Raw genomic sequence first — 25,008 nt, forward strand, 5'->3', positions numbered from 1 at the left:
CTCGACGGTCTCAGTTCACAGCGGACGTCGCTTCGACATGACGCGGTAAGGTCACCCGGATTCGGGTGCCGCGCTGGCTCTGTACATCAGCCGGGCTGTCGATGGTGATTTGTCCATAATGCTCTTCAACGATGGAATAGACCAGTGCAAGGCCCAGACCGGTACCTTCACCCGGGTCCTTGGTGGTGAAGAAAGGTTCGAACAATCGGTCCATGATGTTCTGCGGAATACCACTGCCCTCGTCTTCGACGATCAGATCGACCGTGTGTTCGCCGGCTTCACTCTTGACCCGCACGGCGCTGCCCGCAGGCGAGGCATCACGGGCGTTGGAGAGCAGATTGATCAGCACTTGGGCGAGCCGCTGCGGATCGCCTTCGACCCAGTGATCCGGATCGCACAGGTTGTAGAACTGCACTTCGAAGTTGCGCCGGTTCAGCGCCAGCAGACCGATGGCGTCCTGCGCGACTTCGGCCAGACAAACCGGTTCGTCGCTGTGTTGATGGCTGCCGGCGTGGGCAAAGCTCATCAGCGACTGCACGATGCGCGACACGCGCTTGGTCTGTTCGAGGATCTGCCCGCTGATTTCCGTCAGTTCGCCGTCTTCTTCGCGCTCTTCGCGCAGGTTCTGCGCCAGACAGGCGATGCCGGTGATCGGGTTGCCGATTTCATGGGCCACACCCGCCGCCAGTCGACCGATGCTCGCCAGGCGCTCGGAGTGCACCAGTTTGTCTTCGAGCATCTGCGTTTCGGTCAGGTCTTCCACCAGCAGCACCAGACCACTGTTGCCCGGCGCCAACGGTTCGTCGATCGCCGCTTTGTGCAGATTGAGCCAGCGGGTCTGGCCGTCGAGAGCCAGATGCTGCTTGTGCAAGTGCTCGTCGGGCAGGTTGATGAAGCCTTGCAGCAATGGCTTCCACGGATCGGCGATGGTGCTCAGGCGCGAACCGACCACCCGTTGCGCTGCGATGCCGGTGAGTTCTTCCATGGCCTTGTTCCACATCAGGATCTCTTGATCCTTGGCCAGCGAGCAGACGCCCATTGGCAGCTCCTGCAAGGTCTGGCGGTGGTAGCGGCGCAGGGCGTCGAGTTCGGCGGCCAGCCCGGTGAGGCGCGAGTGGTAATCCTCGAGACGGCTTTCGATGAAGTGGATGTCTTCGGTCACATAGTTTTCGCCGCCGGCCTTGTACGGCAGGAAGGTTTCGACCATGTCCTGCGCCACGCTCGGGCCCATCAGGCCGGAGAGGTTGGCTTCGATGCGGTCGCGCAAGCGGCGCAAGGCATAAGGACGGCGCTCGTCGAACGGCAGATAGAGGTCGCGCAGGGCCTGCTCGACTTCTTTCTGCGCCGCCTTGGCGCCCAGTGGTTTGGCCAGTTGCGTGGCGAATTCCTGGGGCGAAGCCGCGTGCAGTTCGCGGCGTTGCGGACGACGCACGTTATCCACCGCGCAGGCTTCGGCGGCGCTGGCTTCTTCGGGGCTGGCGTTGGTGAACAGCGAGATCAGGGTGAACATCAATACGTTGGCTGCCAGCGAGGCGATCGCCGCCATGTGCCAACTGGTGTCGTCCAGCACGTAAATCATGTTCAGCAGAGGGATGTAAAAACCCTGCAGATTGCCGACCAGCGGCAACAGCATGGTCACCACCCACACCACAATCCCCGCCAGCAGGCCGGCGATAAAGCCGCGCCGGTTGGCGGTCGGCCAGTACAGCACCGAAAGCACGCCGGGCAGGAACTGCAGCGTGGCGACGAAAGCGACGATGCCGAGGTTGGCCAGATCCTGCCCGGCGCCGAGCATCAGGTAGAAGCAGAAGCCGGCCATGATGATCGCGACGATCAGCGCCCGACGCGTCCACTTCAGCCAGCGATAGATGTTGCCTTCGGCCGGCGGCTGATAGAGCGGCAGCACCAGGTGGTTCAGCGCCATGCCCGACAGGGCCAGGGTGGTGACGATGATCAGGCCACTGGCGGCTGAAAGCCCACCGACATAGGCCAGCAGTGCCAGCGGTTTGCTGTTGGCGGCGATGCCGATGCCGAGGGTGAAGTATTCCGGGTCGGTGGTGGCGCCGAGCTTCAGGCCGGCCCAGAGGATCAGCGGCACTGCCAGGCTCATCAGCAACAGGAACAGCGGCAGGCCCCAGCTGGCGCTGACCAGCGAGCGCGGATTGAGGTTCTCGGTAAAGGTCATGTGATACATGTGCGGCATCACGATCGCCGAGGCGAAAAACACCAGCAACAGCGTGCGCCATGGGCCTTCCTGCAGGGGCGTGTGCAGGGCGGCGAGGGCGGTCTGGTTTTGCAGCAGCCACAGTTCGAGTTGTTGCGGGCCGTCGAACACGCCGTACAGCGCATACAGACCGACGCCGCCGAGGGCGATCAGTTTGATCACCGATTCGAAAGCAATCGCGAACACCAGCCCTTCATGTTTCTCGCGAGTGGCGATATGCCGGGAACCGAAGAAAATCGTAAACAGAATGATCAGCGCACAGAACGCCAGCGCGACGCGGCTCTGGATCGGCTCACCGGTAAGAATGCCGATGGAATCGGCCACCGCCTGAATCTGCAGCGCCAGCAGCGGCAGCACGCCGATCAACATGAAGATCGTGGTCAGCGCGCCGGCCCAGGTGCTGCGAAAGCGAAACGCGAACAGATCGGCCAGCGACGACAATTGATAGGTGCGGGTGATTTTCAGGATCGGATACAGCAGCACCGGTGCGAGCAGAAACGCACCAGACACCCCGAGGTAGCTGGACAGAAAGCCGTAGCCATATTGATAGGCCAGCCCCACCGTGCCGTAAAACGCCCAGGCACTGGCGTAGACCCCCAGCGACAGGGTGTAGGTCAGCGGGTGGCGAATGATCGCCCGCGGGATCATGCCCCGTTCGCTGATCCAGGCAACGCCGAACAGCACCGCCAGGTACGCGGCGCTGATCAGGATCATCTGGGTCAGGCTAAAGCTCATCGGCATCTTTTTGGCTCTGCAGGATGAAGGTCACGACAATCAGGATCAACCAGAGCAGATACGGCCGATACCAGGCGCCCGTGGCGTCGATCCACCAATCCATGATGGCTGGCGAAAACAGATAGATTCCCACGACCAGAAGCAGGACCAAGCGATAGATGTACATCCCGGCCTCTCTTTTTTATGCGCGTGCCCGAAAACGTGCGGCGATGGTAACGGATGGGCGCGCCACTGCAAGTGTCGTCATTGCAGTTGCGCCTCGGGCAACGTCAGTGTGCGCGGGATCTTCGATGCATCCCAGTGGGCTGTGCCCCATTTGAGCAATTCCTCGGGGGTGGCATGGGCCAGTTCGGCACCGGGGTTTTGTCCCAGCGCTCGCAGGGCCCGCAGCAGCAAAGGAGTGGCCTGATCCGCCTCAAGCGGCGGCGAACGGTAGGATTTGCCGAGCTTGTTGCCGTCCGGCTGTGTGATCAGTGGCAGGTGCAGATAGCGCGGCTGGCGCAGGCCCAGCAGTTCTTGCAGGTAGAGCTGGCGTGGCGTGCAGTCGAGCAGATCGGCACCGCGCACGATGTCAGTGATGCCTTGCCAGGCATCATCCAGCACCACCGCCAGTTGATAGGCGTAGAGGCCGTCGCGGCGGCGAATCACGAAATCGCCGACGTCGCGCCCCAGATGCTGGCGGAACTCGCCCTGCACCCGATCGATGAAGTGATATTCCAGTTCCGGCACGCGCAGGCGGATTGCCGCATCTTGCTGTTCATGACCGGCATTGCGGCACAAGCCCGGATAAATCCCGTGATATGGCTCCAGTTGCTTGCGCGAGCAGGTGCAGGCGTAGGCCAGGCCATGGTTGAACAGGCTGTCGAGCACTTCGGCGTAGGCGGCGTGACGATCACTCTGGCGCACCATCTCGCCGTCCCACTCGAAGCCGTAACTTTCCAGCGCCTTGAGAATCGCCGCCTGCGCGCCGGGCTCTTCCCGGGGCGGATCGAGATCTTCCATGCGCACCAGCCAGCGCCCACCGACCGCGCGCGCGTCGAGGTAGGAGGCGAGGGCAGCCACCAGCGAGCCGAAGTGCAGGTGGCCACTGGGGGTGGGGGCGAAGCGGCCGATGTAGGCGGGGGAGATTTTGGCTGTCATGGAAACGAAGCTACTTTTCAGGCGATACGCAGGTCAACGGGTGGGAGCGAGCCTGCTCGCGAAAGCTTGATGTCAGACGATTAAATGTTGAATGACACACCGCTTTCGCGAGCAGGCTCGCTCCCACAAGGGCAAAAGGCAGAAACAAAAACGGAGCGTTCGCACGCTCCGTTTTTCGTTCAGGTCGAGATTACTTGCCGACCTGCTTTTCCTTGATTTCCGCCAGGGTCTTGCAGTCGATGCACAAATCGGCGGTAGGACGGGCCTCGAGGCGCTTGACGCCGATCTCGATGCCGCAGGACTCGCACCAGCCGTATTCTTCGTCCTGGATCAGTTCGAGGGTCTTGTCGATCTTCTTGATCAGTTTGCGCTCGCGATCACGGGCGCGCAGCTCGAGGGCGAATTCTTCTTCCTGGCTGGCACGGTCGGCCGGGTCAGGGAAGTTGGCCGCTTCGTCTTTCATGTGATCAACAGTACGGTCGACTTCCTGCATCAAGTCCTGTTTCCACTTGTTCAGGATCTTGGTGAAGTGCGCGCGCATCGGGGCGCCCATGTACTCCTCGCCTTCCTTCGGAACGTAAGGTTCGAAGCCGCTGATCGTCACTTGCTGCTGTTGCTTTGCTTGGGTGGGCATGAAATGGACCGCCTCTACTCTTGTAATCCATTGCGCAGGATTGCTCCATCACCGACACCTGCCGGCCCTGCGGCTGCAAGCGGGCGAACTTACCAGATCAATTCGGCCTGCGCTACTCCCGGATGTCGAGGCCCCGGCGGGTGGCGCTTGCAGAAGTTTGGCAAGTCATGTCTGACAGTGATGGAGGCCTGATCAATCTCTGATTTTAGTCAATCCTGGAGCGTACGCGCATATCGTTACAGTCCAGCGTTCTTGAGGCTGTGACCGCGACGGGTTCTCGCTCGTTCCGGCAGATGGGTAGAATCGTCTCTTTTTCCCCGTCGAAGGAAAACCCATGGCTCAGCCCTACAGTGCGCGCAGTCGCGCGATCGAACCGTTCCATGTGATGGCGCTGCTGGCGCGGGCCAATGAACTGCAGGCCGAAGGTCACGATGTGATCCACCTGGAAATCGGCGAGCCGGACTTCACCACGGCCGAACCGATCATCCGCGCCGGGCAAGCGGCGCTGACGGCGGGCAAGACCCGCTACACCGCGGCGCGTGGCATTCCTGAGTTGCGCGAAGCGATCTCCGGTTTTTATCAATCGCGTTACGGCTTGAACATTGATCCGCGAAGGATCCTGATCACGCCGGGTGGCTCCGGCGCGCTGTTGCTGGCCAGCGCCTTGCTGGTCGATCCGGGTAAACACTGGCTGCTGGCTGATCCCGGTTATCCCTGCAACCGACACTTCCTGCGTCTGGTCGAAGGCGCGGCGCAGTTGGTGCCGGTCGGCCCGGAAGTGCGGTATCAATTGACCCCGGATCTGGTGGCGCGGCACTGGGATCACGACAGCGTGGGAGCGTTGGTGGCGTCGCCGGCCAACCCGACCGGCACCATTCTGACCCGCGACGAACTGGCCGGATTATCCACAGCGATCAAGGCGCGGCACGGCCATCTGGTGGTGGACGAGATTTATCATGGCCTGACTTACGGCACCGATGCCGCCAGCGTGCTGGAAGTCGATGACAGCGCCTTTGTCCTCAACAGCTTCTCCAAATATTTCGGCATGACCGGTTGGCGTCTCGGCTGGCTGGTGGCACCGGATGCGGCCGTCAGTGAGCTGGAAAAGCTCGCGCAGAATCTCTATATCAGCGCGCCGAGCATGGCGCAGCACGCCGCACTGGCCTGTTTCGAGCCGGACACCATCAGCATTCTCGAAGAGCGCCGCGCCGAATTTGGTCGCCGTCGCGACTTCCTCCTGCCGGCGTTGCGCGAGTTGGGTTTCAACATCGCCGTCGAACCTGAAGGTGCGTTCTACTTGTATGCCGATATCAGCCAGTTCGGCGGTGATGCCTTCGCGTTCTGCCGGCATTTCCTCGAAACCGAGCACGTTGCCTTTACCCCGGGGATGGATTTCGGTCGTTATCAAGCGGGCCATCATGTGCGTTTTGCCTACACGCAAAACCTCCCTCGCTTACAGGAAGCGGTGGAACGCATCGCTCGTGGCTTGAAGAGCTGGCAAGGCTGATGCTTTTTTATCCGGCTCTGGAAGAGGCGCGGCTGATTCGCCGCTATAAACGTTTTCTGGCTGATGTTGAAACGGTCAATGGCGAGCTGTTGACCCTTCACTGCCCGAACACCGGTTCGATGCTCAACTGCCAGGTTGAGGGCGGACAGGTGTGGTTCAGTCGCTCCAACGACCCGAAACGCAAGCTGCCTGGCACTTGGGAAATTGGCGAAACCCCGCAGGGCCGGCTGTTTTGCGTGAACACCGGCCGTGCCAACGCACTGGTGGAAGAGGCGCTGCAGGCGGGAGTCATCAACGAGTTGAGCGGCTTTACGGCGCTTAAACGTGAAGTGGCGTACGGCCAGGAAAAGAGCCGCATCGATTTCCGCCTCGAGTACCCGAGCGGCCCGGCCTACGTGGAAGTGAAAAGTGTCACGCTGGGGTTCGACGGAACGAATGTTGCGGCGTTTCCCGATGCGGTGACTCAGCGCGGCGCCAAGCATCTGCGTGAACTGGCGCATCTGGCCCGTGACGGCATTCGGGCGGTGCAGCTGTATTGCGTCAATCTCAGCGGGATTGACGCAGTGCGTCCGGCCGAGGAAATCGATGCGGCCTACGCCGATGCCCTGCGCGAGGCGGTGGCATGCGGAGTTGAAGTGCTGGCTTACGGCGTGCGCTTGAACCACGAAGAGATGGTGATCGACCGGCGGCTGGACGTGTTGCTCAACGGTTAAACATCGATCCACACCCCTTGGGCGTCTTCGCGGCAGGGGATGGCGGTCAGGGATTGCCCGGCGCAGGGCCCGGCGACGCATTCTCCATCCTCGATCAGGAACAGTGCGCCGTGGGTGGCGCACTGGATCAGGCTGTTGCTCGGGTCGAGAAACTGGTCGGGGTGCCATTCCAGGCCGACGCCACGATGCGGGCAACGGTTGAGATAAACATAGGCCTGTCCATTGCGGCGCACGGCAAACAGTTTGTTGCCGTGGATGTCGAACCCACGGCTGCCGGCCTCGGCGAGATCAGCGCTCGCGCACAAAAACTTCATGACTATCCTCAACTGTCGGCTCGTTTCAGGAAATGTCCGAGCTTGACGTTTAAATGCAAACAATTATCAAATGGCCGCCTTCGCCCACTGTGCGCGGCTGCCGCCAAGGATACTTGGCGTGCCGGTTCGCTGCCCGGGAAAACTGTTCAAGGAAAGCTGCGTATGCGCCTGATTATCCGCGTTGCTGTGCTGTGTGTCGGACTGCTCGCCAGCCTTCAGGTGACAGCTGCCGACTTGCCACAGCGTTGGATCAGTGCCGGTGGCGCGCTTTCGGAGTGGGTCAGTGCGTTGGGCGGCGAGTCGAAACTGGTCGGCGTCGACACCACCAGCCAGCATCCCGAGTCGCTGAAGAAACTGCCAAGTATCGGCTATCAACGCAGCCTGTCGGCAGAGGGCATTCTCAGCCTGCGCCCGGACATCCTTATCGGCAGCGAAGAAATGGGCCCGCCACCGGTGATCGCTCAGGTAAAGAGCGCCAAGGTACAGGTCGAACTGTTCTCGGCGCAGCCGGACCTGCCGACGCTGGAAAAAAACCTCACGCATCTCGGGCAGTTGCTCGGCGCGCAAGCGCAGGCGACGCAGCTGCTGGAAAGTTATCAACAGCAACTCGCCACGCAGAAGGCGCGAGTCGCCGAGTTGCAGACCAGGCACAAGGCGCCCGGTGTGCTGGTGCTGATCGGGCATGCCGGCGGCAAACCGTTGATTGCCGGCAAGGACACTGTCGCCGACTGGCTGCTGCAACGGGCCGGCGGACATAACCTGGCGACGCATATCGGTTACAAGCCGTTCTCCGTTGAGTCGCTGGCCGGGCTTGATCCTGAGGTGCTGGTGTTTGCGGATCGCGCGTTGAGCGGTGAGGCGGCAAAAGCGGCGTTGTTCAAGGAAAACCCCATTCTCAATTCAAGCCGTGCGGCCAAGACCGGACGGGTACTGGAGCTGGATCCGACGCTGCTGGTCGGTGGGCTCGGGCCGCGTTTGCCGGCGGCGTTGAAGGGGTTGTCTGACGGCCTCTACCCGACTGCGAGCGGCCAATGACCGTACTGGTCAAACCACGCAGCCTGTTTATCGGGCTGACGCTCCTGTGTTTGCTGGCCATCTGGTTGTCGTTGGCGCTGGGGCCGGTGAGCCTGCCGCTGTTCGATACGTTGCGCGCGGCTCTGCGCATGCTCGGTGTACCGCTGGCGCCGGACGGTCTGGAGCAGGCTGAGCTGATTCTCGGGCAGATCCGTCTGCCGCGTACCTTGCTCGGCCTGGCCGTCGGCGGTGTACTGGCGCTGTCCGGCGTGGCGATGCAGGGTTTGTTTCGCAATCCGCTGGCCGATCCCGGGTTGGTCGGGGTCTCCAGCGGTGCGGCGCTTGGTGCGGCTGTAGCCATTGTCGGCGGTGCGTTTTTTGGCGGTTTGCCAGAGTGGTTCGGGCCGTATCTGTTGTCGGCGTGCGCGTTTCTCGGCGGGTTGGGGGTAACGGCGCTGGTCTATCGGCTCGGACGGCGCAACGGCCAGACTATCGTCGCGACCATGCTGCTGGCTGGGATCGCCCTGACGGCGCTGGCCAGCTCGGCAGTCGGGTTGTTCACCTATCTGGCGGATGACGCGACCCTGCGCACGCTGACTTTCTGGAACCTGGGCAGCCTCAATGGTGCCAGTTACGCGCGTTTGTGGCCGTTGCTGATCATCAGCGCCGGTGTTGCGCTGTGGTTGCCGCGTCGTGCCAAGGCGCTGAATGCGTTGTTGCTGGGTGAGTCCGAGGCAGGGCATCTGGGGATCGATGTCGAACGGCTCAAGCGTGAACTGGTGTTCTGCACCGCGTTGGGTGTTGGCGCAGCGGTAGCGGCGGCGGGGATGATCGGTTTCGTCGGGCTGGTGGTGCCGCATCTGGTGCGTTTATTGGCCGGGCCCGATCACCGCGTGCTGTTGCCAGCGTCGGTACTGGCGGGTGCGAGCCTGCTGTTGCTGGCGGATCTGGTGGCGCGGCTGGCACTGGCGCCGGCGGAGTTGCCGATCGGTATTGTCACGGCGTTTATCGGCGCGCCATTCTTCCTGTATCTGCTGCTGCGAGGACGTGCCTGATGCTGCGTGCGCACAATCTGCACATCCGTCGCGGGCGCAAGACCGTCCTCAGCGACGTCACCCTGCAACTGGAGCCCGGTGAGGTGCTGGGTGTGCTCGGACCGAACGGTGCCGGCAAAAGCACTTTGCTCGGTGCCTTGTGCGGTGAGCTGACGGCGAGTGAAGGCGAGGTGTTGCTCGACGACAAGGCACTGAATCACTGGACAGGTACGCAACGCGCCCAGCGTCTGGCGGTGTTGCCGCAGGTCTCGACGCTGGATTTTGCCTTTCGTGTGGAGGAAGTGGTCGGCATGGGCCGCCTGCCGTATCAAAGTGGTCGGGTGCGCGACGACGAGATCGTCGCGGCAGCGCTGGACGCTGCGGATGCCGGGCACCTGAGCGGGCGCAGTTATCTGGCGCTGTCGGGTGGCGAGCGTCAGCGCGTGCATCTGGCGCGTGTATTGGCGCAGTTATGGCCGGGTCAGGCCGGGCAAACCCTGTTGCTGGACGAGCCGACCTCGATGCTCGATCCCTTGCATCAACACACCACGCTGCAGGCCGTACGCGAATTTGCCGACCGTGGCGCGGCGGTGCTGGTTATCCTGCATGATCTGAATCTGGCGGCGCGCTATTGTGATCGGGTGTTGCTGCTTGAAGGCGGGCGCCCGGTGGCGCTGGGTACGCCGCAGCAAGTCTTGCGACCGGACTCGCTCAAAGCGGTGTTCGGTCTCGAAGTATTGGTGCAGCCGCACCCGGAGCGTGGGCATCCGCTGATCATCGCCCGCTGATTTCTCATCGAGGTGATGGCATGCGCGGGATCTGGTTGTTGGCGGTGTTGTGGCTTGCGGGGTGTCAGCATGTTGCTGCGCCGCCACCGGTCAGCGGTGAGATACGCGATCTGCACAGCGGTCAGGTGCTGACGGCGCAGGAACTGCTGACGCGTCTGGCCGGTGCGCAACACGTGATCATTGGCGAGCAGCATGACAACGCCGATCATCACGCTGCGCAGTTATGGCTGTTGCAGTCGCTGGGTGAGCAACGCCCTCAGGGCAGTCTGCTGCTGGAGATGCTTACGCCTGATCAACAGCCGAAAGTTGATCAGGTTCGCCATGCAGCAACGCCGCCTACCGATCTTCCCACGGCATTGGCCTGGCAGGATGGCTGGGACTGGAAGCTTTATGGACCGATCGTTCGGTTCGCCCTCACACAATCCTATCCGTTGCTGGCAGCCAATCTGGACGACAGCGAAATCCGCGCGTTCTATCGTCAGCCGCCGGCCTTGACCGGTGTTCGCAGCAATGCGGCAACGGTAAAAGCCACGCTGCTTGAGCAGATCAGCGACTCGCACTGTGGCTTGCTGCCCAAATCGCAGATGCCGGCGATGCTCAGCGTTCAGCAACAACGTGATCGACGCATGGCCGAACGTTTGCTGGCGGCACCCACGCCCGCCGTGTTGTTGGCGGGCGCCTGGCATGCGCGCAAGGATGCTGGCGTGCCGCTGCATGTGCTTGATCTTGGCGCAGCTCAGGCGCCCACGGTGCTGATGTTGGCCGAGCAGGGCGCTGAGGTCAGCGCGGCGATGGCCGATTACGTCTGGTACACCCCGGCCACGCCTGCGCAGGATTACTGCGCACAGATGCGCAAACAGTTCGGTCAATGACTTTTCCACAGGCAAAAAAAGACCCGGTAAAAACCGGGTCAAATAACCGTGATTAGCCTGATGAGGAGATAATCTGAGAGTCCGAACCAAGGGCTTTTCAGAATATCGACTGATCTCGCGATCAGTTGTGATAATCATAGCGATTCTCATTAACGAGTCAACCACTGTTTTTCCATTCGCGTGATTTAGTCGTGCAAATGGCCGGAATGCCCCGGAAACAGGGGACTCAACGCGCAGCTTTCATCGCACTCAGTTGGGTGATTTGCTGGTTGAGCTGGCCAATGCGCCGGGCCATGCTCTCGATCAGGCTGTGGGCAATCTTCGGATTGTTGCGGGTCATGCTCAGAAACTGATCGCCGGGAATCAACATCACTGTACTTGGCTCGCGGGCAATGACCGTGGCGTTTCGCGGCTCGCCTGTGAACACGGCCATGGCGCCGAAAATCTCGTCCTTGGGCACGTCGCCAACCTTGTGCCCATCAACAAACGCTTCGGCATGCCCATCGATGATCACGAAGACGTGATCGGCAGCATCGCCCTGCTGGATCAACACCTCACCGCTCTCGACCCGTTTAAAGCCATTGGTGCTGCGAAACTCCCGTGGCTTCAGTTCGGCCACCGCGTGTGCCAGCAGCGCCATCTGCCCCAGCAGATACTCCAGCCATTGCTCAGCCCGTTCCGGATCGGCGTACAAATGTCGGAACAGATCGGTTCGCCGATAGGGCAACAAGCGCAATAATCCGTCGCTGCGCAGTCGGCAATCAGCCCAGGCGTCACCTTGCTGCAGGCCGATCAGATCGCCTTCCTGCCAGTAAAACAGCGCGCGGCCGCCGATGTAGCCGTGGATTACGCCTTCTGTCAGCAGAAACAGCTGATCGCGTGGGAGCTGCGCCATCAGGTCGTCAGAGATTTCCGGCTCAAACGCTGGCCCGCACGGCGCAAGCCCTTCCAGCCAGCGCGCGGGCAAGCTCTGTAAACGATTGATCAGCGTATCGACTGGTGCCGATTGTTCCCCGAGCAGATACATGGCCGTCAGCGCCTGTTCAGTTCTTGTGACGCGAGGAGATGGCTTCGAGCTGCTTGTTCAAGGCGTCTTTGCGTTCGGCCGGGATATCGTTCCAGTGCACATCCATCAGCGCCCCTTCGATCGCGTACAACAACACCTTCGATGCGCGAAACCCGCGGGTACGCACGGCCCGATAGGCGTCCACCGCCCCCAGGCGACGCAAGTCCGAGGCGCTGTGGATGCCCACGGCATGCAGCCATTGCGCCGACGTCTTGCCAAGATTCTTCAGGTGTTGCAGTTCATCATTCATCAAGCCTCCTTGCGACGGCCGAATGGTGCGTGGGCGATCTTCTCAGGAGTGTAGCCATCAGTAGGAAAAGCGTGGTTGTTTGGTCGGATTAGACGCAAACGCTACTAAGAAAGGGCTGCGAACCCAGAAAGGAGGGAAGAAACGCGGAAACATGTGGGAGCGAGCTTGCTCGCGAGGGCGTCTTGTCAGCCACAAGATGTATCGACTGACACCACGCCTTCGCGAGCAAGCCCGCTTCCACGCGGGAAAGGCGTCGGGTCAGAGAAAGATAAAAGTATCAGCGGGTGCGATAGCGCAGGCGGGTACCAAAATTCATCGACATCAGGATCTCGTCGGCGCTCAGTTCCGGTGGGAAGTACGCACCGGAAATCTGCGCATGGGCCAGGCTCGCGCCTTCCAGGGCGGAATTACGGAAATCGATGCCGCGCAAATCGGCGGAGCGGAAGTAGGCGTCGCGGAAATCCACGCCGTCGGCGTTCAGTTCACGCAGATCGAGACCACGGAAGTCGCCACCGACCATGTCGATCGGGCCGTCGTTCGGGCGTTCCTTGTTGAAGCCTGCGATGTCGTCTTTGTGCAGCAGGGCATAAAGCGGGGTGTCGAGAAGTTTCGGCTGGCTCATGTCACATCACCTGTTGGTTTTATGACGCCAGTATAGTGCCACTATTTGACGACCGTGAAGCCAGCGAGGGCTTCACGGTCGAAATAGTTTCTTACAGGCCTGGCAGACGCTGGCGGATCTGCGCCACGACGGTATCGAGGGTCCCGCTTTCATTGGTCTGTACGCGTTTGCTGCGCAGAATTTCTTCTGGCGTCAGTGCTTCGCGGCTGGCCTGTTGGGCCTCGATGACCGCCAGCGTGGCGTCGGAAGGATCCTTCTTGTCGGCCTGGCGAATCGCCAGCCAGCTTTCGATCACGGCTTGCGGAGCGTTGCAGTCGAGAATCAGGAACGGCGTGCCGGTCGCCTCGGCGACTTTCGCCGCGCTGTCACGTTGCTCGCGCTTGAGGTAGGTCGCATCAATGACGACCGGGAAACCGGCGTGCAGAATGACTCCGGCAATCTCATGCAAGCGGGCGTAGGTGGCAGCGCTGGCGTCGGTGCTGTAAATCCCGGCCTGCACGTCGTTGGCCACGGTTTGCTCGCCGAACAGGCGCTTGCGCTCGACATCGGAACGCAGACGGATCGCGCCCAGTGCTTCAACCAGGCGCATCGCCACGTGGCTCTTGCCGACGGCCGATACGCCGTGGGTGATCGCCATGAAGCGCGAAGGGATGGTGCTGTAGCTTTCCGCCAGGTTGGCGTAGTTGCGGTACTGGCGCAGGGTAGTGGCGCGCTGCACCGGAGTGGCGTCTGCCGGCATGCTGAACAGCGCGACTTTGGCGCGGACCAGCGCGCGGTAGGCTTTGTAGAAGTTCAGCACTTCCAGGCCTTGATAGTCGCCGGTCAATTCCAGGTATTGGCTGATGAAGCGGCGGGCCAGGGATTTCAGACCGCGGTCTTCAAGATCCATCGCCAGGAAACCGGTGTCGGCCCAGACGTCGGTGAAGCGGAACGGTTCGTTGAACTCGATGCAGTCGAAGATCACCACTTTGCCATTGATCACAGTGGCGTTGCCCAAGTGAATGTCGCCGTGGCATTCGCGAGTGAAACCCTCGGCCTTGCGCTGGCTGAACAGTGCCTTGAGACGGTCGAAGCTGCTCTCGGCCCAGGCTTGCAGGGCCTCGAGTTGCAGCAGATCGTTTTTGTCGCTGAGGAATGGCAGGATCTGTTCGAAGTTCTGGCGCACCGGGGCCATTACGCTTTCTGGTGTACCAGCGTCGTGTTCGGCCGGGACTTTTGGCGCGCTGAGGTGGAATCTGGCGATCTGCTCGGCCATTTCATCAATGTGCTGGGTGGTCAGTTCACCGTTGGCTTGCAGGGTGCTGAGCAGGCCGGTCTGCGGGAATTGACGCATTTTCAGCACATATTCGATCACCGGGCCGTCGCCGCCCAGTTGCGGCGCTTCGACGCTGCCGGTCACCGGCAACACGTCCAGATACAAATCTTCGGTCAGGCGCTGATTCAAACGCAGTTCTTCAGCGCAGAAGTGCTCGCGCGCTTGGAGGCTGGTGAAGTCGAGAAAGCCGAAATTCACCGGCTTCTTCACTTTATAAGCAAACGGGCCGGTGAGGATCACCCACGAGATATGGGTTTCGATGACCTGGAACTCGTCGACGGGGTGCGGGTAGAGGGCCGGGTTTTGCAGGGCAGCGATCAGGGACTGGCTCACGGGCGATCCTTCAGAGACTGGTAAATTCGAGGTCGCCATTATGGCCGCTCGCCAGCCTGACGCAAACCTCGGAGCGCTCCTGTTGAGGATGAATAAAGTGCGTATAATCCGCCGCCATGACTCGAACTCGATCCCCCCGTACCAAGAAAAAACCACCTGCCAAGGGCCTGCGGCCGTGGCTGGGGTGGGCCATTAAACTCAGTCTGGTCGGCCTTGTGGTGCTGGCCGGCTTCGCCGTTTACCTCGATGCCGTGGTGCAGGAGAAATTCTCCGGCAAGCGCTGGACCATCCCGGCCAAGGTGTACGCGCGTCCGCTCGAGCTGTTCGTCGGACAAAAACTGAGCAAGGACGATTTCCTCACCGAACTCGACGCCTTGGGCTATCGCCGCGAAGCCGTGAGCAATGGCCCCGGCGCTGCTGCCGTCAGTGGCAATACCGTCGATCTGAATACCCGCGGCTTCCAGTTCTATGAAGGCCTGGAGAAACCTCAGCCAGTACGCGTGCGCTTCTCCGGCGACTATGTGGCCGAACTCTCGGGGCTCAATGGCGGAAAATTGTCCGTGGTGCGGCTCGAACCACTGATGATCGGCGGCATTTACCCGAAAAACCTTGAAGACCGCATTCTGATCAAGCTCGATCAGGTGCCGCCGTATTTGCTCGATACTTTGGTCGCCGTTGAAGACCGCGACTACTACAGCCACTGGGGCGTGTCGCCGAAATCGATTGCCCGGGCCATCTGGGTCAACACCTCTGGCGGCAAGATGACCCAGGGCGGCAGTACGCTGACCCAGCAGTTGGTGAAGAACTTCTACCTCACCAACGAGCGCAGCCTGAGCCGTAAGCTCACTGAAGCGATGATGGCGATGCTGCTGGAGCTGCACTACGACAAGAAGGAAATTCTTGAGGCCTACCTCAACGAAGTCTTCGTCGGGCAGGACGGTCAGCGTGCCGTGCATGGTTTCGGTCTGGCCAGCCAGTTCTTCTTCGGCCAGCCTTTGTCCGAGCTGAAGCTGCATCAGGTTGCGCTGCTGGTCGGCATGGTCAAGGGGCCGTCCTACTACAACCCGCGCCGCAACCCGGAGCGCGCGCTGGAGCGCCGTAATCTGGTACTTGATGTGCTTGAGCAGCAAGGCGTGGCGACCGCCGAGCAGGTCGAAGCGGCGAAGAAAATGCCCTTGGGCGTGACCACCCGCGGCAAGCTCGCCGACAGCTCGTTCCCGGGCTTTATCGATCTGGTCAAACGCCAGTTGCGTGAAGACTATCGTGACGAGGACTTGACCGAAGAAGGCCTGCGGATCTTCACCAGTTTCGACCCGATTCTGCAGATGAAAGCCGAAGCTTCAGTGAATGACACCTTTAAACGTCTGGCCGGACGCAAGGGCTCCGATGATGTGGAAGCGGCGATGGTCGTGACCAATCCGGAAACCGGCGAAGTGCAGGCGATGATTGGTAGCCGTCAGGCCAGTTACGCCGGTTTCAACCGGGCGCTGGATGCCGTGCGGCCAATCGGCTCTCTGGTAAAACCGGCGGTCTATCTGACTGCGCTGGAGAAACCGAGCCACTACACGCTGACCAGTTGGCTGTCGGATGATCCGCTGTCGATCAAAGGCGCGGACGGCCAGGTATGGAAGCCGCAGAACTATGACCGTCGTTCCCACGGCACGGTCTTCCTCTATCAGGGGCTGGCACATTCCTACAACCTGTCGACCTCGCGTCTGGGCCTGGAAGTCGGTGTGCCGAATGTGCTCAAGACCATTGCGCGTCTGGGCGTGACCCGGGAATTCCCGGCGTTCCCGTCGATGTTGCTCGGGGCTGGCGGCATGACACCGATCGAAGTGGCGACCATGTATCAGACCCTCGCCAACGGTGGTTTCAATACGCCGATGCGCGGGATTCGCAGTGTGCTGACTGCTGAGGGCGAACCGCTCAAGCGTTATCCGTTCCAGATCGAGCAGCGTTTCGATCCGGCGTCCATCTACCTGATCCAGAACGCCATGCAGCGGGTGATGCGTGAAGGTACCGGCAGCTCGGTTTACAACGTGCTGCCCAAGACCCTGACGCTGGCCGGCAAGACCGGTACCAGTAACGACTCGCGCGACAGTTGGTTCGCCGGTTTCAGTCAGGATCTGCTGGCGGTGGTCTGGCTCGGTCGTGACGACAACGGCAAGACCCCGTTCACCGGGGCGACCGGTGCGCTGCAGGTCTGGACCAGTTTCATGCGCAAGGCCGATCCGCTGCCGCTGGACATGCCGCAGCCGGACAACATCGTTCAGGCCTGGGTCGATTCGCGTACCGGGCAAGGCTCGGATGCCAACTGTCCGGGAGCCGTGCAGATGCCGTATATTCGCGGCAGCGAACCGCCACCCGGTGCCGCGTGTGCAAGCGAAACGCCTGCTTCGCCGGAGTCGGTGATGGATTGGGTCAAGGGCTGGATGAATTAAGCAAAGAGGGTTTCAAGTGAACAAGTGGTTGATTCCAGCGGTGACCGCCGTGGCTTTGCTCAGCGGCTGCTCTACCGTACAGCGTGGTTCGATCCCGGTGGTGGACTCCGGCACGGCCGTGTCCAACAGCGAACGGCTGTCGGCCAATGGCGGTTTCCGCAAGACGACAGTCAAACGTCCAGTGCAGGGTCAGGCGCAATCCCAGGCCATTCCGCAAGGCGATACCGGCGTGGTGGTGATGGTGCCGGGTGGCGGTGCTGCGACATCGGCACCGATCAGTACTTCGCCGATCGTCCCGGGCCCGGCTTCCGGCGGTATCACCGCTGGGCCGTACAACCCGTCGCCGGTCGAGTCGGCGCCGATCAATTCCGGCAGCTACAGCATGCCGTCGACGCCAAGCGGGATCCCTTCGGCCGCCAGTGGCGGTGGTCTGTCGGCAGACGAGCAACTGGATGGTCCGGTACTCGCCTTGCTGACCACCGCCCAGCAGCAACAGGCCGGCGGCGACCTTAACGGTGCATCCTCCAGTCTGGAGCGCGCTCAGCGTGTAGCTCCGCGTGAGCCGCAAGTGCTCTACCGTCTGGCGCAGGTGCGCATGGCCCAAGGTGATGCGCCGCAGGCGGAACAGTTCGCCCGTCGCGCGCTGACCATGGCCAACGGCCGTCCGGATCTGCAAGCCAACCTGTGGGAAATCATCGCGCAGTCCCGTGAGAAGCAGGGCGACTCTGCTGGCGCTGCACTGGCTCGTCAAAAGGCCAAGGTTTCGCTCTGATGGACGCCCGTTTCCCGAAAATCGCCGACCAGTTGCTGCTGATCGAGCGTGAGCTGCGCGCGCAAGGCTGGTGGGATGAAGTGCAGCCATCGGCCGAAGCCCTTAGTAGTGTCGAGCCGTTTTCGGTCGATACGCTGGATTTCGAACAATGGCTGCAATGGATCTTCCTGCCACGAATGAAGATGATCCTCGAGCAGGACCTGGCGTTGCCCAACGCTTCAGGCATTCAGGAAATGGCGGAGATGGTCTTTGCCCAGCGCAATCTGCAGGGCAAGGATCGCCAGTTGCAGGTGCTGCTCAAAGAATTCGATCTGCTGATCACCGCTTCGCGCTAAGCCACTGTAGGAGCTGCCGCAGGCTGAGATCTTTTGATCTTGCTTTTAAAAACAGAATCAAAAGATCGAAGCTTTCGCCAGTTCCTACAGGTGCCTATTCGCAGTTCTGCGCAATCTGTTTCTGTGCTTCGATAATGCGCTCCTGGCGCTGCGCATCATCAAGCCGCCGTAGCTGCCCCTCCACTTCCTCCCTCAATCGCGGATTGTTCTGCAATTGCGCCAGGTTCGTCCGTGCCTGCTCGCAAAAGGCCTTGAGCTGTGTCTGTTGCTCCGCCACCTGTTTCTTCACCTTGTCATCAATGGCTTTCTGATCGCCCAGCGCGCCGCTGCCAGGCATTGCTGCAGGTTTCGGCGGGGGCGAGGAGGGCGTCTGCACGGTGCTGGCCGGTTGCCCTTGCGGCGGCTGCGCATCGAAGTGCGTGACGCCTTGGGCGTCGACCCATTTGTAGATCTGAGCGGCCGAGCACCAGGGGCTGAGGCCGATCAGCAGAGTTAACAGAAGCGTTCGCATGCTGATTCCTTGGCAAAATTGCGCAATTGACGCTAACAGAGTAGCTGTTTTCAGGTTTTTTCTTGCGTTCTCATGTGCTTACCCACAATTAAGCACATTGACGGCTTGACTTGGAGAGGGCGAAACAGAAGAATCCAAAGTCCGCTGTAGAGGGACTGCCAGAAGCAGACCCACTCGGCAGATCATGAGGCGCATATCCGCGTCGACCTGTTACACCCGCAACGCGTTACCTCGCGCTGGGTGGGAAAGGCCCGCAACACTTGGGACGATCCCAATACTTGCTCAGTCAGTGCTGACGTAGTCGGCGACCACCGTCGCTCATGCTCTGCCGAGAAGTAAACCTATTAAGACCCGCCCCTTTTTGTGGACGGTATTCTGGCGTTTTAGAGGTGAACAACGTGGAGCTTTTATCTGGCGGTGAGATGCTCGTCCGCTTCTTGCGTGACGAAGGCGTCAAATATATCTACGGGTACCCGGGTGGTGCTCTCCTGCATGTTTACGATGCCCTGTTCAAAGAACCGGAAGTGACCCACATCCTGGTTCGTCACGAACAAGCGGCGACCCATATGGCTGACGGCTACGCCCGTGCCACCGGTAAAGCCGGCGTGGTATTGGTGACTTCCGGTCCAGGCGCCACAAACGCCATCACCGGTATTGCCACTGCCTATATGGATTCGATTCCAATGGTGATCATTTCCGGTCAGGTGCCAAGCACCATGGTCGGCACCGACGCGTTCCAGGAAACCGACATGATCGGTATCTCCCGGCCGATCGTGAAGCACAGCTTCATGATCAAGCACGCCTCGGAAATCCCGGAAGTCATGAAGAAGGCGTTCTACCTGGCGCAATCCGGTCGTCCGGGTCCGGTCGTGGTCGATATCCCGAAAGACATGACCAACCCGGCCGAGAAGTTCGAATACGTTTTCCCGAAAAAAGCCAAGCTGCGTTCCTACAGCCCGGCCGTTCGCGGCCACTCCGGGCAAATCCGCAAGGCGGCAGAAATGCTCCTGGCGGCCAAGCGTCCTGTGCTCTATTCCGGTGGCGGCGTGATTCTGGGCAACGGTTCCGCACCGCTGACCGAACTGGCGAAGATGCTCAACCTGCCAGTGACCAACACCTTGATGGGCCTGGGTGGTTTCCCGGGTACTGATCGTCAGTTCATCGGCATGCTCGGCATGCACGGCAGCTACACCGCCAACCTGGCGATGCACCATGCCGACGTGATCCTGGCTGTCGGCGCACGTTTCGATGACCGTGTGATCAACGGCGCGGCGAAGTTCTGCCCGAACGCCAAGATCATCCACATCGATATCGACCCGGCTTCGATCTCCAAGACCATCAAGGCCGACGTGCCAATCGTTGGTCCGGTGGAGAGTGTCCTGACCGAAATGGTCGCGATCCTCAAGGAAATCGGCGAGACCCCGAACAAGGAGTCCGTGGCCAGTTGGTGGAAGCAAGTCGATGAGTGGCGCGGTGATCGCGGCCTGTTCCCTTATGAAAAGGGCGACGGCAGCCTGATCAAGCCGCAGACCGTGATCGAGACCCTGTGTGAAGTGACCAAGGGCGATGCCTTCATCACGTCCGACGTGGGCCAGCACCAGATGTTCGCGGCGCAGTACTACAAGTTCAACAAGCCTAACCGCTGGATCAACTCCGGTGGCCTGGGCACCATGGGCTTCGGTTTCCCGGCGGCCATGGGCATCAAGTTGAGCTTCCCGGATGACGACGTTGCCTGCGTCACCGGCGAAGGCAGCATCCAGATGAACATCCAGGAACTGTCGACCTGCCTTCAATACGGCTTGCCGGTGAAAATCGTCATCCTGAACAACGGTGTTCTGGGGATGGTTCGTCAGTGGCAGGACATGAGCTATGGCAGCCGCCACTCGCACTCTTATATGGAGTCGCTGCCTGACTTCGTCAAACTGGCTGAAGCCTACGGTCACGTCGGCGTGCGCATCACCGATTCGAAGGATTTGAAGTCGAAGATGGAAGAGGCGTTCGCCATGAAAGATCGTCTGGTGGTGATCGATATTTCGGTCGATACCAGCGAGCACGTCTATCCGATGCAGATCAAAGACGGCTCCATGCGCGATATGTGGCTGAGCAAGACGGAGCGTACTTAATCATGCGGCACATTATTTCCCTGCTTCTGGAAAACGAACCCGGCGCTTTGTCTCGCGTAGTCGGCCTGTTCTCGCAGCGCAACTACAACATTGAAAGCCTGACGGTGGCGCCAACCGAAGACCCGACCCTGTCGCGTCTGACGCTGACCACTGTCGGCCACGATGAAATCATCGAGCAGATCACCAAAAACCTGAACAAGCTGATCGAAGTGGTCAAGCTGGTGGACCTGTCGGAAAGCGCTCACATCGAGCGCGAGCTGATGCTGGTCAAGGTCAAGGCCACTGGCGCCCAGCGCGCCGAGATCAAACGCACCACCGATATTTACCGTGGACAGATCGTCGACGTCAGTGCCAGCGTGTATACCGTTCAATTGACCGGTACCAGCGACAAGCTCGACAGCTTCATTCAGTCCATCGGCACCGCATCGATTCTGGAAACCGTCCGTAGCGGCGTGACCGGCATTGCCCGCGGCGACAAAGTACTCAGCATCTAAACCAAATTAGCGAATGGCCTGAACGGCCTGGATATATAGGGGAAATTCATGAAAGTTTTCTACGATAAAGACTGCGACCTGTCGATCATCCAGGGCAAGAAAGTTGCCATCATCGGTTACGGTTCCCAGGGCCACGCCCAGGCATGCAACCTGAAAGACTCCGGTGTCGACGTTACCGTCGGTCTGCGTAAAGGTTCGGCCACTGTTGCCAAAGCCGAAGCCCATGGCCTGAAAGTGACCGACGTGGCTGCTGCTGTTGCCGGCGCCGACCTGGTCATGATCCTGACCCCGGACGAATTCCAGTCTCAGCTGTACAAGAACGAAATCGAGCCGAACATCAAGAAAGGCGCCACCCTGGCCTTCTCCCACGGCTTCGCGATCCACTACAACCAGGTTGTTCCACGTGCCGACCTTGACGTGATCATGATCGCGCCGAAAGCGCCGGGCCACACCGTACGTTCCGAGTTCGTGAAGGGCGGCGGTATCCCTGACCTGATCGCGATCTACCAGGACGCTTCGGGCAACGCCAAAAACGTTGCACTGTCCTACGCAGCTGGCGTGGGTGGCGGTCGTACCGGCATCATCGAAACCACCTTCAAGGACGAGACCGAAACCGATCTGTTCGGCGAACAAGCTGTACTGTGTGGCGGTACCGTTGAGCTGGTGAAGGCCGGTTTCGAAACGCTGGTTGAAGCTGGCTACGCGCCGGAAATGGCCTACTTCGAGTGCCTGCACGAACTGAAGCTGATCGTTGACCTCATGTACGAAGGCGGTATCGCCAACATGAACTACTCGATCTCCAACAACGCTGAATACGGCGAGTACGTGACCGGTCCGGAAGTGATCAACGCCGAATCCCGTCAGGCCATGCGCAATGCCCTGAAACGTATTCAGGACGGCGAATACGCCAAAATGTTCATCAGCGAAGGCGCAACCGGCTACCCTTCGATGACCGCCAAGCGTCGTAACAACGCCGCTCACGGTATCGAAATCATCGGCGAGCAACTGCGCTCCATGATGCCGTGGATCGGTGCCAACAAGATCGTCGACAAAGCCAAAAACTAAGGCGTCGTCCCTTGTACGAAAAACGCGGCCTCGGCCGCGTTTTTTCGTTTGAAACCGATGGTTCTGGTATAAAGCTGCATCGTTTGTGGCCGAACCGTCGTCACAGGCACCTGTCGAAACTTTCCAAACCGTTGCAAGGTAATGTCCATGAGCGAACGTCCCGAAGAGCCGAACCAGGCTTCTGACGCCGAAAGCCTGCTGCCCATCGATGAACATGTCGAGGAAGGGCACGACGCAGAAGGTCGTAAAGTCCGGCATCGTGGTATCTATCTGCTGCCGAACCTGTTCACCACTGCGAACCTGTTTGCAGGGTTTTATTCCATCATCAACTCGATGAGTGCCCAGGCTGCCTTGAGCGCCGGGGATTCTGCGAATGCGAGCAAGTATTTTGCCTTTGCCGCGATCGCGATTTTCGTGGCCATGGTGCTCGATGGTCTTGATGGCCGCGTAGCGCGGATGACCAATACGCAAAGTGCCTTCGGTGCCGAGTATGACTCGCTGTCCGACATGGTCGCTTTCGGTGTGGCACCGGCGCTGCTGGCCTTTGGCTGGGCATTGGGCGACATGGGCAAGGTCGGCTGGATGGTTGCCTTCATCTATGTAGCCGGTGCAGCATTGCGTCTGGCGCGTTTCAATACCCAGGTCGGTACGGCGGACAAGCGCTACTTCATCGGTCTGGCCAGTCCGGCAGCGGCCGGCGTGGTGGCGGGGATTGTCTGGGCGTTCAGCGATTACGGTATTCAGGGTTCTAAGATGTCGTTCCTGGTCGCTTTGATGGTGGCGGCTGCTGGCATGCTGATGGTCAGCAACATCAAGTACAACAGCTTCAAGGAGCTGGATCTGAAGGGGCGCGTGCCGTTCGTGGCGATCCTCGCCGTGGTGCTGGTGTTCGCCGTGGTGTTCAGTGATCCACCGCGAATTCTGCTGCTGGTGTTCCTCGGTTACGCCGCTTCCGGCCCTGTGCAATACCTGTTGCGTCTTCGTCGTCACAAAAACGCCGAATGATGTAATTTCCCGCATACTCCGCAGTCTATGGGTGCATCTGTCCTCCAAAACTGCGGAGTTGCCATGCTGATCAAAATCCCCAAAGCGTCCGACTGCCATGAGTCGGATGTCACGCCTGAGTCCATTTATCTCTCCCGTCGCCAACTGCTCGGAGCTACCGCGGCCGGTATCGCGGTGAGCAGCCTGCCGCGTTGGGCCGGTGCCGAGGACGCGGCGCGCTATGCTGATGTCGAGCCAGGCAAGGCGCCTGCCTGGTTTGCCGAGAAGCTCCCTTCTACCAAGTGGGGGGCAGTCAACGTCAAGGATGAGGCGATCACGCCTTATAAAGACGCGACCCATTACAACAACTTCTATGAGTTCGGCACCGACAAGGGCGATCCCGCAGCCAATGCCGGCTCGCTGAAAATCGAGCCGTGGAGCATTGTCGTGGACGGGGAGGTAGGTAAGCCCGGGCGTTACGCGCTCGAAGACTTCATGAAACCGTACCAGTTGGAGGAGCGTATCTATCGTCTTCGCTGTGTTGAAGCGTGGTCGATGGTCATCCCCTGGATTGGTTTTCCGATTTCCGCACTGCTCAAGCAGGTCGAACCGACCTCTAACGCCAAGTACATTCGCTTTGAAACCTTGCAGGATCCCAAGAGCATGCCTGGGCAGCGCTCGGGTTTCGCGTTGATCGACTGGCCGTATGTAGAGGGCTTGCGTCTGGATGAGGCGATGAATCCCTTGGCGATTCTGGCGGTTGGCATGTATGGCCGCGAATTGCCCAATCAGAATGGTGCGCCGCTGCGTCTGGTGGTGCCGTGGAAGTATGGCTTCAAGAGTGTGAAGTCCATTGTGCGGATCAGTCTCGTCAGCGAGCAGCCCAAGACTACCTGGCAGAGCATTGCGGCAGATGAATATGGTTTTTATGCCAACGTGAATCCGACGGTCGATCATCCGCGCTGGACTCAGGCAAGAGAACGGCGTCTGCCGAACAGTTTGTTCAAGCCGAATGTACGTGATACCCAGATGTTCAACGGCTACTCGGATGAAGTCGCTTCTTTATATACAGGGCTCGATCTGCGGAAGAACTACTGATGCGATATCCGTTTTGGCGTGTAGGCGTTTTCATTGCGGCGGCGATCTGGCCACTGCTCTGGTTTTATCAGGCGTTCGCCGATTTGCTCGGTCCGGATCCCGGCAAGGTGCTGGTTGATCGACTGGGGCTGGGGACGCTGGTATTGCTGCTGATCACATTGAGCATGACGCCGTTGCAGAAATTGACGGGGTGGGCGGGCTGGATTGCTGTGCGCCGTCAGTTGGGACTTTGGTGTTTTGCCTATGTGGTGCTGCATTTGTTCAGCTATATGGCGTTTATCCTCGGCTTCGACTGGTCGCAGTTGGGCGTGGAGTTGTGTAAGCGGCCGTACATCATTGTGGGTACGCTGGGTTTTCTTGGTTTGTTGGCGTTGGCGGTTACGTCCAATCGCTACAGTCAGCGCCGCCTGGGTGTGCGCTGGAAGAAACTGCATCGGTTGGTCTACGTGATTCTGGGGCTGGGATTGCTTCATATGTTGTGGATCGTGCGTGCTGATCTCAAGGAGTGGGCGATCTATGCCATTGTAGGTGCAGCGCTTTTGCTGCTGCGGGTGCCTGCCGTTGCGCGTCGAATCCCGCGCTTGCTGACTAAAAAGCAGGTTTTGCAATAAAACTGAAATTAAC

25 protein-coding genes are annotated in these 25,008 nt (G+C 60.1%); 15 read left to right on the forward strand and 10 right to left on the reverse strand.

The features are described 5' to 3' along the window. Window positions 1–10: 10 nt before the first annotated feature. The 4 genes from ACM6HV_RS05645 to dksA form a co-directional block, all read right to left on the reverse strand. The gene (locus tag ACM6HV_RS05645; protein ID WP_161794896.1) at window positions 11–2,965 is read right to left on the reverse strand and encodes a sensor histidine kinase; all 2,955 of its coding nucleotides are present in this window, start codon (window positions 2,963–2,965) and stop codon (window positions 11–13) included. Further along, complete coding sequence (locus tag ACM6HV_RS05650; RefSeq protein ID WP_003176118.1) at window positions 2,949–3,125, reverse strand: hypothetical protein; 177 nt, start codon at window positions 3,123–3,125, stop codon at window positions 2,949–2,951. Before ACM6HV_RS05650 ends, ACM6HV_RS05645 begins: the two co-directional genes overlap by 17 nt. Before the next feature lie 77 nt (window positions 3,126–3,202). Further along, on the reverse strand, window positions 3,203–4,099 hold the full coding sequence (gene gluQRS / locus ACM6HV_RS05655; RefSeq protein WP_414903726.1) for a tRNA glutamyl-Q(34) synthetase GluQRS: 897 nt from the start codon (window positions 4,097–4,099) through the stop codon (window positions 3,203–3,205). Between the two features lie 190 nt (window positions 4,100–4,289). Beyond that, entirely contained in the window at window positions 4,290–4,733 is a 444-nt protein-coding gene (gene dksA / locus ACM6HV_RS05660) for an RNA polymerase-binding protein DksA (RefSeq protein WP_027614094.1), read from the reverse strand. A gap of 334 nt (window positions 4,734–5,067) precedes the next feature. Between dksA and ACM6HV_RS05665 the strand changes: the two genes are divergently transcribed. Further along, window positions 5,068–6,240, forward strand: coding sequence for a pyridoxal phosphate-dependent aminotransferase (locus ACM6HV_RS05665; RefSeq protein WP_414903728.1), 1,173 nt, complete (start codon window positions 5,068–5,070; stop codon window positions 6,238–6,240). Continuing rightward, complete coding sequence (gene sfsA / locus ACM6HV_RS05670; RefSeq protein WP_145598262.1) at window positions 6,240–6,953, forward strand: DNA/RNA nuclease SfsA; 714 nt, start codon at window positions 6,240–6,242, stop codon at window positions 6,951–6,953. Before ACM6HV_RS05665 ends, sfsA begins: the two co-directional genes overlap by 1 nt. Here the strand turns inward: sfsA and ACM6HV_RS05675 are convergent. Next, on the reverse strand, window positions 6,950–7,267 hold the full coding sequence (locus ACM6HV_RS05675; protein WP_414903729.1) for a Rieske (2Fe-2S) protein: 318 nt from the start codon (window positions 7,265–7,267) through the stop codon (window positions 6,950–6,952). The genes sfsA and ACM6HV_RS05675 overlap by 4 nt on opposite strands. 162 nt (window positions 7,268–7,429) lie before the next feature. On the opposite strand from ACM6HV_RS05675, the gene ACM6HV_RS05680 reads away from it, so the two are divergent. The 4 genes from ACM6HV_RS05680 to ACM6HV_RS05695 are packed head-to-tail and all read left to right on the forward strand — an operon-like array spanning window position 7,430 to window position 10,975. Next, on the forward strand, window positions 7,430–8,302 hold the full coding sequence (locus tag ACM6HV_RS05680) for a heme/hemin ABC transporter substrate-binding protein (RefSeq protein WP_414903730.1): 873 nt from the start codon (window positions 7,430–7,432) through the stop codon (window positions 8,300–8,302). Between the two features lie 50 nt (window positions 8,303–8,352). Beyond that, window positions 8,353–9,336, forward strand: a complete 984-nt coding sequence (locus ACM6HV_RS05685; RefSeq protein ID WP_186448523.1) for an iron ABC transporter permease — start codon at window positions 8,353–8,355, stop codon at window positions 9,334–9,336. Then, window positions 9,336–10,103, forward strand: coding sequence for a heme ABC transporter ATP-binding protein (locus tag ACM6HV_RS05690; protein ID WP_414903731.1), 768 nt, complete (start codon window positions 9,336–9,338; stop codon window positions 10,101–10,103). The genes ACM6HV_RS05685 and ACM6HV_RS05690 overlap by 1 nt, the downstream gene beginning before the upstream one ends. A gap of 20 nt (window positions 10,104–10,123) precedes the next feature. Beyond that, entirely contained in the window at window positions 10,124–10,975 is an 852-nt protein-coding gene (locus ACM6HV_RS05695) for a ChaN family lipoprotein (protein WP_414903732.1), read from the forward strand. Window positions 10,976–11,201: 226 nt separating this feature from the next. Here the strand turns inward: ACM6HV_RS05695 and ACM6HV_RS05700 are convergent, their stop codons facing one another. The 4 genes from ACM6HV_RS05700 to ACM6HV_RS05715 form a co-directional block, all read right to left on the reverse strand. After that, complete coding sequence (locus ACM6HV_RS05700; RefSeq protein WP_414903733.1) at window positions 11,202–12,002, reverse strand: Crp/Fnr family transcriptional regulator; 801 nt, start codon at window positions 12,000–12,002, stop codon at window positions 11,202–11,204. Window positions 12,003–12,018: 16 nt separating this feature from the next. Further along, entirely contained in the window at window positions 12,019–12,291 is a 273-nt protein-coding gene (locus ACM6HV_RS05705; protein ID WP_003228231.1) for a TfoX/Sxy family protein, read from the reverse strand. A 277-nt stretch (window positions 12,292–12,568) separates the two neighbouring features. Then, entirely contained in the window at window positions 12,569–12,913 is a 345-nt protein-coding gene (locus ACM6HV_RS05710) for a pentapeptide repeat-containing protein (protein WP_041065444.1), read from the reverse strand. Between the two features lie 91 nt (window positions 12,914–13,004). Then, complete coding sequence (locus ACM6HV_RS05715; protein WP_414903734.1) at window positions 13,005–14,561, reverse strand: AAA family ATPase; 1,557 nt, start codon at window positions 14,559–14,561, stop codon at window positions 13,005–13,007. Between the two features lie 116 nt (window positions 14,562–14,677). On the opposite strand from ACM6HV_RS05715, the gene mrcB reads away from it, so the two are divergent. From mrcB to ACM6HV_RS05730, 3 genes are read left to right on the forward strand one after another with little or no spacing between them, the layout of a single operon-like run. Next, window positions 14,678–17,002 (forward strand): penicillin-binding protein 1B, encoded by a 2,325-nt coding sequence (gene mrcB / locus ACM6HV_RS05720; RefSeq protein WP_047296576.1) that lies wholly within the window; start codon window positions 14,678–14,680, stop codon window positions 17,000–17,002. Window positions 17,003–17,018: 16 nt separating this feature from the next. Next, window positions 17,019–17,774, forward strand: coding sequence for a hypothetical protein (locus ACM6HV_RS05725; protein WP_145598254.1), 756 nt, complete (start codon window positions 17,019–17,021; stop codon window positions 17,772–17,774). Next, window positions 17,774–18,109, forward strand: coding sequence for a YqcC family protein (locus tag ACM6HV_RS05730; protein ID WP_145598253.1), 336 nt, complete (start codon window positions 17,774–17,776; stop codon window positions 18,107–18,109). The genes ACM6HV_RS05725 and ACM6HV_RS05730 overlap by 1 nt, the downstream gene beginning before the upstream one ends. Before the next feature lie 94 nt (window positions 18,110–18,203). Here the strand turns inward: ACM6HV_RS05730 and ACM6HV_RS05735 are convergent, their stop codons facing one another. Continuing rightward, window positions 18,204–18,620: a DUF4124 domain-containing protein gene (locus tag ACM6HV_RS05735; protein WP_145598252.1), complete on the reverse strand. Its 417-nt coding sequence runs from the start codon at window positions 18,618–18,620 to the stop codon at window positions 18,204–18,206. 398 nt (window positions 18,621–19,018) lie between these two features. On the opposite strand from ACM6HV_RS05735, the gene ACM6HV_RS05740 reads away from it, so the two are divergent. The 6 genes from ACM6HV_RS05740 to msrQ all read left to right on the forward strand — a co-directional run bounded on the left by ACM6HV_RS05740 (window position 19,019) and on the right by msrQ (window position 24,995). Beyond that, window positions 19,019–20,743 carry an acetolactate synthase 3 large subunit gene (locus ACM6HV_RS05740; RefSeq protein ID WP_041065497.1) on the forward strand — a complete coding sequence of 575 codons (1,725 nt, stop codon included), beginning with the start codon at window positions 19,019–19,021 and terminating at the stop codon, window positions 20,741–20,743. Window positions 20,744–20,745: 2 nt separating this feature from the next. Continuing rightward, window positions 20,746–21,237: an acetolactate synthase small subunit gene (gene ilvN / locus ACM6HV_RS05745; protein WP_003205610.1), complete on the forward strand. Its 492-nt coding sequence runs from the start codon at window positions 20,746–20,748 to the stop codon at window positions 21,235–21,237. Window positions 21,238–21,285: 48 nt separating this feature from the next. Continuing rightward, complete coding sequence (gene ilvC / locus ACM6HV_RS05750; protein WP_007959661.1) at window positions 21,286–22,302, forward strand: ketol-acid reductoisomerase; 1,017 nt, start codon at window positions 21,286–21,288, stop codon at window positions 22,300–22,302. A 147-nt stretch (window positions 22,303–22,449) separates the two neighbouring features. After that, on the forward strand, window positions 22,450–23,307 hold the full coding sequence (gene pssA, locus ACM6HV_RS05755) for a CDP-diacylglycerol--serine O-phosphatidyltransferase (protein ID WP_027614080.1): 858 nt from the start codon (window positions 22,450–22,452) through the stop codon (window positions 23,305–23,307). Window positions 23,308–23,370: 63 nt separating this feature from the next. Beyond that, window positions 23,371–24,384 (forward strand): protein-methionine-sulfoxide reductase catalytic subunit MsrP, encoded by a 1,014-nt coding sequence (gene msrP, locus ACM6HV_RS05760; protein ID WP_414903736.1) that lies wholly within the window; start codon window positions 23,371–23,373, stop codon window positions 24,382–24,384. Beyond that, window positions 24,384–24,995, forward strand: a complete 612-nt coding sequence (gene msrQ / locus ACM6HV_RS05765; RefSeq protein ID WP_414903737.1) for a protein-methionine-sulfoxide reductase heme-binding subunit MsrQ — start codon at window positions 24,384–24,386, stop codon at window positions 24,993–24,995. The genes msrP and msrQ overlap by 1 nt, the downstream gene beginning before the upstream one ends. The last annotated feature ends 13 nt before the right edge of the window (window positions 24,996–25,008 follow it).

Origin of the sequence: Pseudomonas sp. IT-P260, from assembly GCF_949768395.1 — a bacterium.
In the GTDB taxonomy this organism is placed as follows: domain Bacteria; phylum Pseudomonadota; class Gammaproteobacteria; order Pseudomonadales; family Pseudomonadaceae; genus Aquipseudomonas; species Aquipseudomonas parakoreensis.